The organism is Streptomyces sp. AM25, assembly GCF_058146165.1.
In genome coordinates this window covers 223,283-235,452 of sequence record NZ_JBKIWN010000007.1, presented here as the reverse complement: position 1 = coordinate 235,452, position 12,170 = coordinate 223,283, and the positions used below count along the sequence as shown (strand labels likewise).

At 67.4% G+C, this 12,170-nt stretch carries 19 protein-coding genes; 8 read left to right on the top strand and 11 right to left on the bottom strand.

The window, feature by feature from the left end; genetic code table 11:
• Positions 1-138: 138 nt before the first annotated feature.
• The 5 genes from ACLHRZ_RS11625 to ACLHRZ_RS11605 form a co-directional block, all read right to left on the bottom strand.
• Entirely contained in the window at positions 139-837 is a 699-nt protein-coding gene (locus ACLHRZ_RS11625) for a hypothetical protein (protein ID WP_490418265.1), read from the bottom strand.
• Positions 837-1,262, bottom strand: coding sequence for a hypothetical protein (locus tag ACLHRZ_RS11620; RefSeq protein ID WP_490418264.1), 426 nt, complete (start codon positions 1,260-1,262; stop codon positions 837-839). The genes ACLHRZ_RS11625 and ACLHRZ_RS11620 overlap by 1 nt, the downstream gene beginning before the upstream one ends.
• A gap of 19 nt (positions 1,263-1,281) precedes the next feature.
• A complete protein-coding gene (locus tag ACLHRZ_RS11615; RefSeq protein ID WP_490418263.1) occupies positions 1,282-1,437 on the bottom strand; it encodes a hypothetical protein in 156 nt (51 codons plus the stop codon).
• Positions 1,438-1,439: 2 nt separating this feature from the next.
• Positions 1,440-1,694, bottom strand: a complete 255-nt coding sequence (locus ACLHRZ_RS11610; protein WP_490418262.1) for a hypothetical protein — start codon at positions 1,692-1,694, stop codon at positions 1,440-1,442.
• Positions 1,695-2,326: 632 nt separating this feature from the next.
• Positions 2,327-2,983, bottom strand: a complete 657-nt coding sequence (locus tag ACLHRZ_RS11605; RefSeq protein WP_490418261.1) for a hypothetical protein — start codon at positions 2,981-2,983, stop codon at positions 2,327-2,329.
• Positions 2,984-3,606: 623 nt separating this feature from the next.
• Here ACLHRZ_RS11605 and ACLHRZ_RS11600 point away from each other — a divergent pair.
• A complete protein-coding gene (locus ACLHRZ_RS11600; RefSeq protein ID WP_490418260.1) occupies positions 3,607-3,945 on the top strand; it encodes a hypothetical protein in 339 nt (112 codons plus the stop codon).
• Positions 3,946-4,645: 700 nt separating this feature from the next.
• A complete protein-coding gene (locus ACLHRZ_RS11595; RefSeq protein ID WP_490418259.1) occupies positions 4,646-5,194 on the top strand; it encodes a DUF6083 domain-containing protein in 549 nt (182 codons plus the stop codon).
• A 276-nt stretch (positions 5,195-5,470) separates the two neighbouring features.
• Here the strand turns inward: ACLHRZ_RS11595 and ACLHRZ_RS11590 are convergent, their stop codons facing one another.
• The 6 genes from ACLHRZ_RS11590 to ACLHRZ_RS11565 form a co-directional block, all read right to left on the bottom strand.
• A complete protein-coding gene (locus tag ACLHRZ_RS11590; protein ID WP_490418258.1) occupies positions 5,471-6,607 on the bottom strand; it encodes a hypothetical protein in 1,137 nt (378 codons plus the stop codon).
• A 56-nt stretch (positions 6,608-6,663) separates the two neighbouring features.
• Positions 6,664-7,131, bottom strand: coding sequence for a DUF6907 domain-containing protein (locus ACLHRZ_RS11585; protein ID WP_490418257.1), 468 nt, complete (start codon positions 7,129-7,131; stop codon positions 6,664-6,666).
• A 103-nt stretch (positions 7,132-7,234) separates the two neighbouring features.
• Positions 7,235-7,507, bottom strand: a complete 273-nt coding sequence (locus tag ACLHRZ_RS11580; RefSeq protein WP_490418256.1) for a hypothetical protein — start codon at positions 7,505-7,507, stop codon at positions 7,235-7,237.
• The gene (locus ACLHRZ_RS11575) at positions 7,504-7,863 is read right to left on the bottom strand and encodes a hypothetical protein (RefSeq protein WP_490418255.1); all 360 of its coding nucleotides are present in this window, start codon (positions 7,861-7,863) and stop codon (positions 7,504-7,506) included. Before ACLHRZ_RS11575 ends, ACLHRZ_RS11580 begins: the two co-directional genes overlap by 4 nt.
• 350 nt (positions 7,864-8,213) lie before the next feature.
• Positions 8,214-8,978 carry a GntR family transcriptional regulator gene (locus tag ACLHRZ_RS11570; RefSeq protein ID WP_490418254.1) on the bottom strand — a complete coding sequence of 255 codons (765 nt, stop codon included), beginning with the start codon at positions 8,976-8,978 and terminating at the stop codon, positions 8,214-8,216.
• The gene (locus tag ACLHRZ_RS11565) at positions 8,979-9,509 is read right to left on the bottom strand and encodes a UTRA domain-containing protein (protein ID WP_490418253.1); all 531 of its coding nucleotides are present in this window, start codon (positions 9,507-9,509) and stop codon (positions 8,979-8,981) included.
• 172 nt (positions 9,510-9,681) lie between these two features.
• On the opposite strand from ACLHRZ_RS11565, the gene ACLHRZ_RS11560 reads away from it, so the two are divergent.
• The 6 genes from ACLHRZ_RS11560 (at position 9,682) to ACLHRZ_RS11535 (ending at position 12,140) form a co-directional block, all read left to right on the top strand.
• A complete protein-coding gene (locus tag ACLHRZ_RS11560; protein ID WP_490418252.1) occupies positions 9,682-9,882 on the top strand; it encodes a helix-turn-helix domain-containing protein in 201 nt (66 codons plus the stop codon).
• Positions 9,883-10,066: 184 nt separating this feature from the next.
• Positions 10,067-10,267 carry a hypothetical protein gene (locus ACLHRZ_RS11555; RefSeq protein WP_490418251.1) on the top strand — a complete coding sequence of 67 codons (201 nt, stop codon included), beginning with the start codon at positions 10,067-10,069 and terminating at the stop codon, positions 10,265-10,267.
• Entirely contained in the window at positions 10,261-10,677 is a 417-nt protein-coding gene (locus tag ACLHRZ_RS11550; RefSeq protein ID WP_490418250.1) for a hypothetical protein, read from the top strand. The genes ACLHRZ_RS11555 and ACLHRZ_RS11550 overlap by 7 nt, the downstream gene beginning before the upstream one ends.
• A gap of 156 nt (positions 10,678-10,833) precedes the next feature.
• Positions 10,834-11,064 carry a hypothetical protein gene (locus ACLHRZ_RS11545; RefSeq protein ID WP_490418249.1) on the top strand — a complete coding sequence of 77 codons (231 nt, stop codon included), beginning with the start codon at positions 10,834-10,836 and terminating at the stop codon, positions 11,062-11,064.
• A 276-nt stretch (positions 11,065-11,340) separates the two neighbouring features.
• On the top strand, positions 11,341-11,544 hold the full coding sequence (locus tag ACLHRZ_RS11540; protein ID WP_490418248.1) for a hypothetical protein: 204 nt from the start codon (positions 11,341-11,343) through the stop codon (positions 11,542-11,544).
• The gene (locus ACLHRZ_RS11535) at positions 11,541-12,140 is read left to right on the top strand and encodes a DUF6919 domain-containing protein (RefSeq protein WP_490418247.1); all 600 of its coding nucleotides are present in this window, start codon (positions 11,541-11,543) and stop codon (positions 12,138-12,140) included. Before ACLHRZ_RS11540 ends, ACLHRZ_RS11535 begins: the two co-directional genes overlap by 4 nt.
• Positions 12,141-12,170: the final 30 nt, after the last annotated feature.

The following is a 12,170-nucleotide window of genomic DNA, read 5'->3' as shown; positions in this document are numbered from 1 at the left end:
CCACGGGCCAATTACGTGAGCGCCGACACTCCTGCTGCTTCGGGGTCGGCACGTAGCCGAGATCCGCGAAGACATCTGGCGGGGGCGTTTCCAGGAGTTCCGCCGCGCGAAGGAGAGCATCCACGTGCTCACCTCCGGTCAGGAGACGGCGCGAAGCCTTCGGGCGGCCACTTGCCGGGCTTCGCTCGCTGCCGGTCCTGTGACGCCGGCGTGCGCCAGGGCGGCGTCGATGGCTTTGATGACCGTCTCGGCTTGCTTCTCCGAGATCGCGGCGAGGCGTTCGTCGATGTTGAGGCGGGCGATGGTGCCGAGGATGTTGCCTGCCCGGTCCATGGCCCGCTCGTACAGCACGACTTCGGCGCGGACCTGCTCGCCTGCCCCGCCCTGGTAGCGGATCTCTTCCAGCGCGTTGACCCGCTGGGCCAGCGCGTTCTTGAAGGCGAGGACTTCGCCGGCGAGCTGGGACAGGGCAACCAGGGGGTTGTCGACGGGGTCGGCGCCCAGGGTGGCGAGGGCTTTGCGGGCTTGGGCTTCCACGGCTGCCTCCGCGCGGCGTTTCTCGGCTGCGGCCTGGGAGCGCTTGTTGCTGCCGCCGTGGTAGCGGCATACGGGCAGGTTCTTCAGGGCCCAGTTCGGGCAGCGATCGCCGTTCCTGCGGTGTGCTGTGCACTGCCGCTCAGGGGGCGGGCTGCCGATTTTCTGTAGGTCCCCGGCGTGCGCCACACAGGTGTCGCTGCCCGGGCGGGCCCACTGCGGGCAGCGTCGTTCCGGCTTGTTGCCGCGCGGGGGGCAGGTGGCGGTGCACTGCCGGTCGGGCGGCGGCTGGCGGCCGGGCATCACTCGCCCCCGGTGCCCCAGCCGGGCGGCAGTTGCAGGGCAGTCTGCTGCTCGGTCTGCCGGTCCGGCGACGGTAGGGGTTCGGGTGTGCAGTCGCATCCGGGGAGGTGTGCGGTGTTGGGGGCGGTGCACCGGGCCTGGTGGATCAGTGCGGCGGCGTCGAGGCTGATGGCGTGCGCGGCGCACGCGAAGGCCAGGGTGGTGAGGTCGGTTTCCTGCGGCAGGGGCCCGAAATCCGGGGCCGGCTGCTGCGGGTCCGCCAGTTGCAGTGCACGGTCGCGGCGGTCCTGCTCGGCCGTGAGGTGCGCGGCCAGTTCGGCGGGCGTCAGACGCCGCTGCCAGTGCACGACCGGCCGTTCGCGGCAGGCGCCGCAGACGGGTCCCGGGGATGGCGTCGGTGCGGGCTGGGGAGGCGGGATGGTCATGTCTGCCTCCCGTGGGTGGTTATCCGTTGTGGGCGATGGCGGGTATGCCGTAGACGGCGAGACCGGTGCATGCCATGCGGGCGCGATCAAGGCCCGGGCCGCCGGGGGCAGCCGGTGTGAGGGCGGCGATCGCCCAGATCACCGTGGCGGTCAGATAGCACAGGTGCGTGAACACGCTCAGTCCTGGGCCGGCGGGGCGGGCGGCGTCTGCGTGTGGCCCAGGAGCCTGGCAACTTCGGCAGCGATCTTGGCTTCGTCGGCCTTGACCTCGGTGACGATTTGGCTGATGTCGGCGACCAACTCCGTGCGCGCCTCCGCGAGAAGAGGCACGAGATGGTCGGTCACCGCCGCCACCACGTCCTCGACGTCCTTCTTGCCGACCGCGGTGAACCGGCCCAGGAACGCATGAAGCTTGTCAACGAGCACGGACATGGGTCCTCCTGCCGTGAGCATGGTCACCGCGCCTCGTGCACGTCTGGAGGCTGGCGGAGTGGAGAGCGTCCGCCCGGCCGTTTCGAGGCGGCCGGGCGGACGGGGACGCACGCGACGACGGGGGTCTGGAGCCGTGGCGTCCCGTGCCTGCCCTCACCATTGGCAGGCGTGGGTTCCTCGCGGGCGGGAGCTGCCGCCGGGGGCTCGACCGTCCCGCGAGGAGTTCATGCGGCCCGTTGGCCCCGCTGCGGGGTGGGCCGGTAGGAGGCGGCTCGTTCCTGGATCTCCGGGAGCGCGTACATGGTCTTGTACTCGTGTCCATGTCCGGTGAGGCGGTGCTCTCCAGAGAAGCGATGAATCTTTCCGCGTGACGCCCACTGGCGGATCACAGCCTGAGGTACACCGGTGGCCGCTTCGGCCTCGTGGGCGAAAACGAGGTCATCGACATGGAGTTCAGTGAGGCGCACGGTCCACCCCTGACAACACAAAACCCCCGGCGGAAGCCGAGGGCTGAAGAAGTCTGCAGACACAGTTGTGGTGCGATGGGGGCACTGTGACATATTCCGATCACCCGTGCAAGCAACTGCCCAAGCCCAGCCGTCACAGGCAATGCCGCTGAAGGGGCAGCGGCTCTACGCCGCCATCCCCCGGGGCGCAAGGGGAAGTTCCAGCGCTTCACCACGCGTGTACTGGGCACCGCACCCAACACACCGGGCGCCGGGCGTGGAGATGGTGATGCGCAGCGTTCCGCCACAGGGACAGGTGACGGCTATCCGCCGTTCCGGCCGCTCCCCCGAGACCTGGTGATGACACGTCCCCACCAGCCGGGCGACCTCCGTTGAGAAATCCCCGAACGCCGGATGCGCGGAGGCGGCCCATTCGAGGTTGTTCCTCAACGCCTTGACGACCTGGTCGAGTTGCTGCGGCAAGTCCCCTTCCCAGCGGGGGTGATGCCAGCCGAGGTGTTCGTGCCAGTCGGCGAGCCAGTCCTGCAGCACAGTGACGACTCCCCCGCGGGCGGCCAGGCTGAGGGGTTCGAGACGGAGCGGCAGGGGCGCAGCAGTACGGCAGCCGCCGGAAACCCGCGCCTCGCCTCTGCTGGCACCCGGCGCGAGAGCACGTGAGAGAGCCCGGTACAGGCCCCCTTCGCCGGCGAGAGCCTCAAGGTTGTGGTCGGTGCGCTGCTGGCAGCGGCGGCAGGCAACGCGGTCGAGTTCGGCATTCCACAGATCGCAGTGGCAGACGGTACAGGTGGGCCAGGTGTACGTATCGTCGGCAGGGTCCTGCACAGTGGGCTCCTCGGCAGCAGTAGGAGTTCTGACACCAGTGTGCACAGGAGAACTGCAATGCCTCACAATAGGCCGCCGTCCTCGGGGCAGGCGGGGAACGCGTAGAAGGCGGCCAGGCCCTTTCACAGCTGCTGGTAAGGGCAGGGGGTGACCTCAACTTCCTGAGGACCCGCCGTCACTCAGTCGGCCCAGTGTCGTTGGTGGGGGCATTGGCGTCGTATGGGAGGCAGGTGGGCCGTATGGCCACGCCCAGTTGGGGCCAGCAGTCGCAGCCAGCAGTACCGACGTCGGGCATGTCCGCCCGGAAGAAGGGGTGTCTTGGGTGCGGTGGCGCTCTCGTTCTCGGCATCGCCGCGCTGGCAGTCTTCGGCGCCATCATCGGACCTCCGAAGCAGGCGCCGGCCGACGCCAAGGCGTCTGCTAGCCCGAGCGCGCGCGTCACCTCGTCGCCGCGGCCCACGCCAGCTCCCCGCTCGGCTTCCCCCTCGCCTCCGCAACAAAGACGCAGCGGCGGCGTCAAGCCTGAGCCGTTGGCCCACGGTGCCCAGCATGGGCTCACCAACTGCATCATCCAGTACACGGACGCTCAGAAGAGTCCAAGTGCATCAACGTACAGTGCCCTGGTGCTGGACGACTCCGGCCGACCGTATCCCCCAACAGACAGTAACCCTTACAGCGTTACCTTCCAGCTGGCCGTGACTGGTGCCGACGGCAGAAGCCACTCCGTGACGGAATTGCTCGGCAACGGGGCAAGGACTGCAGCCGACAACGGGGGAAGCGACTGGTTCACGGCCAAGCAGAGTGACGTGGACGTCAGCGCGAACTCCGCCCAAGGGATGGTGGATTCAACGGTTCCTGTCCCACTTGCCCGAGTGAAGAGTGTCCAGGGCAACATCGTGATCACGAGCCAGAATGATGACAACTACCTGAAGCAGGAAGTCTGCGCGGTACGGCCCTCGTAATGCGAGCGGTCATGTGAACCGCACAAGGAAACGGGGCGGCCGACACACGCCGGCCGCCCCGCATCACCGTGAGCCTCTACTGCGAGTATCCACAGCTTGAGCACACCCACATGCTCTCACTCAGCACCGTGCCGTCGTCCTCCATCAGCACCGTGCGCGTCATCGTTCCCCCACAGCCCGAATTAGGGCACGACATACCCTCGACTTGTTCCCGAGCCATATCGCACTTCCTCTGTGCTTGCGCGACGGTGACCGCAATCGCACTCCCATTGGTCATAGCGCAACACGGTCCCGCCCGTATCCATGTGAACCTCGCGCACCATCATGCGTTCATGGCAGCCAGTGCACCGCACTGCCTCACACATAACCCGCGCACCCCTAGCCAAAGGCATAACCACACTCCTCACCTCGAGGCCTCACCAGCGCACGCGATGATGCACCCCGGCCGAACCACCTACGACGAAACAGCCCATAAACCCCCCTTCCCGGTGAACAGCCCTTGACAGAAACCCCGACCGCTGCCGTGCAGCAGACGGGAACTCGAGAGGCAAGACAGCCGCCACGGCCACCCCGCCTGTACAGCCGTGGGACCAACGACAACCCGGCCGCCGCTCGCCAACCCACCGGCACCACTCGCCACCAGCACAAACGGCCGAGCACTACCTCGCCGGAACTGCTCGACGGCAGCAATATCCGCACAATGGGGGCCATTTACGAACCGCACATCTGCCGGGAATGCCCGACCATCGGCGGCAGCGTCACCGACCGCGGCCAGCCCTACGGACCGCTCTGCGACCGCTGCTTCAGCGACGAGATGCACATCGCCGACGACGAACAAGCGCTCCAGGAGGGCGCACTCGCGCCGGCGCCAGACGCACCACCGATCTGCCGCACGTGTGGCCAGGAGCAGGACCGGCGACAGACCGGCTACGACCGCTACGTCCTCCTCGAACCCCGCATCGAGCTCCCCGTCGCCGAGGTACCACCGGGACTGCGATGGGTCGTCGGTGGGGACGGTCGCGTCATCAACTGGAAGACAGCACTGCCCTCGCGGTTCACGACCTGCCGCATCGCCCACAAATCCGTCTGCGCACACGAGCCCTGCCCCACCCAACTACCCGCGATCTTCACCGTCATCTGGCGCCACAACCGCCACCGCCGGACTCCCCACCCACTGACATCAGCCCGGGGTGCCAGCCGCGGCCATCGGGCTCTGATCCTCAAGCAGCCTGCAAGTCCTCGGCGTTGAACATCCACCGCACGATCGTCGTGACCCGACCGGCGTGGAGCACCGCGACCTCGTACATGTCGTCCACGTGATCCGTCACCACTGCCTCCCGGCCGACGAGCCTCGGCGCCCGACGGTAAGGCAGATGATCAACGCTCAGGATCCTGACGTGCGTACCAACAGCGAACATGAATCCTCCCTCAGGTTGAGACCGGACGACCGTCCGGCCGTTCATGGCGGGCCGCCGTCGAGTCGCGACAGCCCCTTCATCGCCGGGCGGACACCCGCCCGGCACCGTCACAGCTGCATCGACGGATGGCACCGGGGACACAGGCTCAGCACCGGCAGCCCACGGTGATCACGGTCCTCGCGCAGCCTCGTCACCTCGTCGCACTCCAGGTCACCGCAGTGCGGCACCCGCGTCGCCTCCTCCGGCGAGGCCGGCTCCCACCACACGCTGTTGCTGTACGGCCGATGCCCACCCGGCGCTGCACCCCGGGACTCTGGAAGGCCGTCAGCAGCGAGCGCGAGCCATCCAGCGACCGTGGAGTCCGTCCCGGCCAGTACCGGGCTCTGGCGTGCGCTCCAGGCAGTCGCGTCGGGCAACTCCCCCTCGGCCAGCCGGTGCAGGTACACCGCCACCGCCGACCGCACCGCCGCAGTACCGAGATCCAGGTAGGTCTTCAGGTCGCCCTCCGCCCACCCGGCGCCCAGGGCCGCGGCCACCCGTGCGATCAGCTTGTCCCGCTGGCTGCGCCCTGGCGGTCGGCCCCGGTAGTCCAGCGCGTCGACGAGCGGCTCGGCTCGAGCGACTGAAGAGAGATTTCCTCTGTCGCCCTCCTCAACCCCCCTGCCAGCTATGGCCAAAGCACCGACCTCGGCCACGGAGGAGGAGGGGGTAGTAGAGGGGGTATTAGAAGAGGGGTAAAGAGGGGTAGGGGTCACCTCCCAGGTGACCCTCTCGTCACCTGTCAGGTGACCCTCCCGCCCAAGAGGGTCACCTGTGGAGTGACCCTGAGGGTCATCCAGGAGGTGACCCTTGTCCTCAAGAGGGTCACCCGAGAAGTGACCCTCTTCCAGGCGGTGGGTCACCTGGGAGGTGACCCTCTCCGAACGCGTACAGCTCCCCTGGAATCCGTCGTGCGGCGCCTCCCGGCACAACGACACCAGCCGGTACACCGCGACTTGCCCGACACGGCCGGGCGTCTGCTGAGCCAGCAGACCCTTCCTCGCCAGCTTGCCGATCGCGTTCTTCCAGCCCGCCGCCCCCTTGTTCGCCCGCCGCAGGATGTACGGCGCGTGCACCGAACCCCACGTCGTCCGGGTCTGGTCGTTCGCGTTCTCGGCGAGGACGAGCAGGTCGTCCCGCTCGCCCACGGTCAGGCCGGCGTCCTGCCAGTGGTCCATGACCTCGACAATCAGACGGATCCCCATGAGTTCTTCCCTCGGGTGCTGGCGCTACTGGACGGAGTCGGCCTGCGCGGTCTCCTTCACCGTCGGCACTCCCAGGCCGCCCGCGCGGCCTCCAGCCGGCGGCCAAGCCGCTCCAGCCGGTCGCAGTGCGCACGCACCCGAGCCACCACCGCCGCCAGCTCCACCGGACTCAGCCCCGTCACCACCTCGCCGGCCGACGGCTCCAGGACCACATGCGGGACACGCGTCCGCGCCTCGGAGGAGTAAGGGTCGACCTGCACCTGCGCGCGCAGTACCGGCAGCTGCACCATGCCATCGACGCCGTCCTCGACCCCGATGGACATCGACACCTCCCCACCCAAGTGGTGGATCAGGTCCTCGAGGAAGGCGCCCCGCGCATCCTCGGCGTGGTCGGTCACGCAGCCAGCCGGACACGACTCCACGTGCAGACCGCCGTCGACCAACGGCACTGTGAACCGTCCACGGACCGGACGGTAGGCCGTCACGAGACCTGGGACGGACGCAGGCACGGTTGGTACAGTCATGACGATCCCCTTCTTTGACGAGATGCAGGGTCACCGATCAGCGGGATGCGAGCCCGCTGGTTCTCGCGGCCGGGGTGCTCGAACACCCCGGCCGTACTGCTACTCAGGCACTGTCCGCTTCGGGGTTCACGACACGGACGATGTAGACGGTGCGTCGTCGGCGGTGCTCTACGTAGCCGATCAGCCACGGGCCCTCGGTGAAGTACTGCACTCCCGAGACCCCCGAGTCCTCAACCAGCGGATCACCGAGGTAGAGGACGCTGGCGGCGTCGGCGAGCCGTTGTCCGAACCGCTCCACCTCCTGCCGCAGAGTCGGGGATAACCCGCGGACGACTTCCTCTGTGGTGGGTAAGTAGTCCCAGTCCCAGTCGGTCACTCGGTGACCTCAGCTCCGGCGGCCGCCAGCAGGCGCGCGATCTCTTCTCCGGCCTTGCGGATCTCTGCGTCGGTGTCGGCGTTCTGGAAGGCGCGCTCCAGTTCACGGAGGCGCGCCGACCGGGCTGGGTAGCGGTGCAGCGCAACGAACTCCGCCCACTTCCGCAGGAACGTCCGCATAGGCACGGTCGAGTCGGTCTGCACCGCTTCCTGCCACGCCTCGTGGAACTCGCGCTCGAAGCGGGCGGCCTCGATGAGATTGAGGCGCCTCACTGCCACTCTCAGTGCGGCTTCCGTGATCGGCGGCATCGGGAACAGCGGCTGGTCGCCATCGAAAGGTTCGACGGGCTGTGCCATCGCGACTACCTCCTGCATTTATAGGGTCAAAAGGGTCATGGCGTCTGGCGTGGCCAGTCTGCCGCAGAAGCGGCCTGTGCGGAGGAAGGTGTTCGGTGTTGAACGCGCCCCTGTCGCGCGCCGACGGCCATGCCCCGGGATATGTCGACGTGCAGCAGTTGGCCGTCGGCGTCGTAGAGGCGGTGGAGCGCGGTGTGCTCGGTCGATCCGGGCATGGCGCTCCCAACTGAGCGTGTGGCGTCGGTCACTCCCGCACGTCTGACCGTAGAGCTTATTCGCCTCTGTATCAAGCCCCATGCGGGCATACGCAAAAGCCCCCGGCCGGCCGGGGGCGAAGGGCTGAGCGTTAGTCAGGCGATCTCGATGTGGTAGCCCATCTTGAACCGATGTGCAGGCTTCGTCAGCAGCGTGACCTCGATCGGCTTGTCGTTGTCGCTGTAGACGATGCGGAAGATCTCAAGCACCTGCACGTCGCGAGGGATCTCCAGAGCTTCGTACTCCTCTGTCGTCGCTGGCCGGGACGAGACGACGTCATCCTGCGATCGAGTCGGGTACCCCATCTCAAGCAGCAAGGCTGGCGACCCTCCAGGGATCAGGCGCCTATCCGCCAGGCGCGTACCCCGTGCCAGTTCGATCGGGTAGTACGAGTGCACCAGTTCAGCTGGCTGGTCATCAAGGAAGCCGACGCGCGACCGCAGCATGGCGGTTCCCTCGTCTTCGAGCTGGAGGGCCCGGGCCACCTCCATGGGCGGTGCGACCTCGCTGACGTCGAGCATCTTGTACTTTCCCCGCTGTTGCCGCTTCGTGGCTTCGGTCAGCCAGCGGTAGCGCTGACCGCTCTCAGCCGGGGTGGTGTAGTGGGCGGGGATGATCGTCTGTGCCGGCTGGCTCCGCACGAAGACACCGACACCTGTCTGGCCCTCAAGGAGCTTCTCGTCCTTAAGGATCTGGAGGGCGCGCTGGATCGTGACGTTCGACGTCTCGTACTGGGTGCGCAGTTCTTCGTTCGTTGGAACCTTGCGGCCAGGCTGCCAGTCGCCCGACATGATCTGTTTTCTGATCTCGGCAGCGATCCGCTCGGCGAGCGGTCGCTTGTCCTTGTGTGGCTGGGGCATTCAGTCGACCTCGATCTCGTAGTGGAGGCGGCGAGGCGCCTTCATGACCATCAGCTGCGCTTCGAACGCGCTCCCGTCCTCGGCGCGCGTTGCCCGGAGCAGGGCAAGGACGTTCGCCCCCTGGGGTAGCGCAAGGGCTTCGCGTTCGAACTCGTCCGCCTCTCGGAGTTCAAGATCTTCGGACACGTGGCGCACTCGGTAGCCGAGCTCCGCCAGGAGGGTCGGGGCGCCCCCCTTGATCTTCCGCTTCTGGGCGAGAGCAGTGCCACGAGCGACTGATGTTGGGTAATACGAGTCGGCGAGTTCGATGGCATCGTCGTCGAGCAGGATCGTGCGGCGCCGCACGACCGCCTTCGCGCCAGGGGGGAGCTGCAAAGCGGCGGCTACCTCCCTGGGCGGGTCGACCTCGGCGACATCGGTGAGTCGCTGGCCCCCACGTTGCGCCGATTCCTCGGTCCAGGCGTCAGCCTGTCCGCCGCTGCGCGGCTGGACATAGGCGAGCGTGTCCGATGGGCGGTGCATATCGGCCATCGCTTGAGCCTCCCCTCCTGCTGGCGATACCCCTTCCGACCTCCCACCCTATGCCCTTGATACATACAGTTGCCTACTCCTCCTTGGCCAAATTCACCTCGCGAGGCTTGCTACCTTATGAGGAGAGGTTTTATAGTCCTGGTCAGACGCGAAGCACTCGATCGGAGGCGCCATGCTGCGAGTTCGAGAAGTCGCGACGCACTTCCGAGTGCATCCCGCGACTGTCTACCGCTGGATCCACCAGGGATTCCTCCCGGCCTACCGCAACGGCCAGCCCTACAGGCCTGGAGACGGCGCGACGGGCGCCCTCCGAATCCCCGAGTCTGTCCTGAAGTCGACGGCACCCGCCGAGGTGTCGAAGGAGGTGGCGTGATGTCCAGCACCACCGGATTCTCTGAGTCCCGTCCTACTGCGACGCAGCCTGGCCTGTCGGAGGCTGACCGTCTGGCTCATGACGCGGCGACCTATATCCGTCGTGCCTTGGAGTCGACGCCCGCTCTTCCGCCGCTGCCCACTGTGCCGGCTGCTCGTCGTCGTGCTCTTGCGGTGCGGGGGTGGTGACGGTGCAGTTGCCGAGGCCGCGTGTGGCGGCTGCTGAGCAGAAGCGTGCGGATGCTCTGCTGGCCCGGATCAACGTGATCGCGCGGGACCCGTTCGACAAGAACCGCCCGTCTCTGCCGCTGTTCCAGGACGCGCTGCGTGATGCGCAGGCGAACGCGGCTCGGTATGCGGTGCAGCCGCGGGTGCGGGGGTGGTGACGGTGGCGGCTTCGTGTGGCGCCGTGTTGCCGGTTCCGGTGGTGGCTTTGCTGGTTCGGGCGGTGGAGCGTGTCGGTGAACTGGATGACGGGCCGATGGTGACGTCGCGGTGGCCGCTGGAGTTGCTGGTTGACGCCGGGTACCGGGCTCGCAAGGCGGGTGTGCTGCGGTTTGCCGCGGACTTGGCGGAGGAGGCGCTGACGGATGCCGTGTCGGAGGAGTTGCCTCGGTTGCGGGTGGAGGCGGCTCTGGCTCGGGTGTTGGCGGATGAGGCGTATGAGGCTGTGCGCTGGGATGTTCGGACTGCCGTTCAGGTGGTTGGTGAGTTTGATTCTGGGCGTCCGGTAACGGAGTTCGCGGATCGTATTCGTCGTGTTCTGGCGGACTGGGGATACCCCGATGTTGTCTGAGCCTGAGCCGCAGCACGAGCGGGACAAGCTTCGTACCGATTCTCTGCCGCCGTTGCCGCGGCGTGTTCCTGGCGGGTCTCTTTAGCCGCTGTTCGTGTCGGCTGTTGGCCGGTGTTCTGCTCCATCAAGTCACGTGATGTGCAAGGGAGTTCGGATATGCGTGCGTTCGGAAAGTCTCGTCCTTCTGGCCTGGAGATTGTGCAGGCGGAGGCGGAGTGGCGTGAGGTCGTGGTCTTCGAGTTCGAGAACGCGCAGGCTGCCGGGGATCACGACCGGATGACGGATCTGATGCTCGCCGCGATCGACCTGGACCGGGCAGCGCCGGGTGGCCGGCGGTTGATGAACGACATCCGCGCGATGCGTCCTGGCCGTGGGGGTCGGCGATGAGGTTCGTGTGCCGCAGTGAGAAGGGGCACGACGTGACCAGTCGCCCTGTGGGCGGTGGCCGGTTCGGGTGGGTGTGTCAGTGCGGTGCGGCGGGGCAGCCGGTTGTGGATGCTCAGACGGCCGCGCTGGGTGCCCGGGTTCATGCCCGGTTGTGTGCGGGTGCTCCTCGTGATGGGCGCCGGGGCTGGGGGCGTGATGTTCACCGGTACGTCTGACGAGTGGCGACGCCGACAGCGGGCAGACCGCGTGGTCGTGGCGGGATCGGAGGCAAGTGTCGTGAACTACCTCGGCCGGACCCGCGACGGATACCGCGTGGAGTCCGTTCTGCGGCCCGGCGGCCGCCACGGCTGGAACTGTGACTGCGGCTCCAATGGTGAGGACTACCTGGATCCCCAGGAGGCTGCACTCGCCGCCTGGTCCCACGCCAACCGCTGTGGCCGGCTGCCCCGCCACAACTACTGGTCAGGAAAGGGGGAATGATGAAGCTGCCCTGGATGAGCCGTTCCGACCGGTGCCGCTGGGAGGCCGCCCGGACTCTGGGCGACGTGGGCGATCTGATGGCCCTGTGGCTGGAAGGCGGGATCAGCTCCCGCCCCGGATATGCACCACGGTACGGGCCGGATGAGGAGACCACGGAGCTCGTGCCGGTCCTCGCCGCCTGCAACCGGGGCGGATATATCACGAAGGGTTCGCAACCCGGCTGTGACGAGCTCGGGTTCGATCGACTTCGGTGGCGGCAGTGCGCGACGGTGTCGGGATTCGTTGCCGACGAGGCACTGCTCGACAGGCTTCGCGCGGGTGCGGCGCGGGCAGGTCTGCGGCTCATTGCACACCGCATCGGTGCCGTTGACCCCGCCGCGTCCAAGGGCGTTGTGGTCACCACACGGAATGGCCGGGACTACTCGACCTTCGGGTGCCCGATGCCTCGCAGCCTGGTGAAGCAGATTCTCGAGGGTTGCCATTCGCAGGCTGTGAAGGAGGCGATTGGTGCCAGCCAGGTGACGGTGATTGACCCGATGTGGGGCCGCAACTCGGTGTTGTGGCCGGTGCTGGCCCGGGCCGTTGCCGGTGCGTGACTGGGTGAAGGAATCACGAGGGGTAGGGAT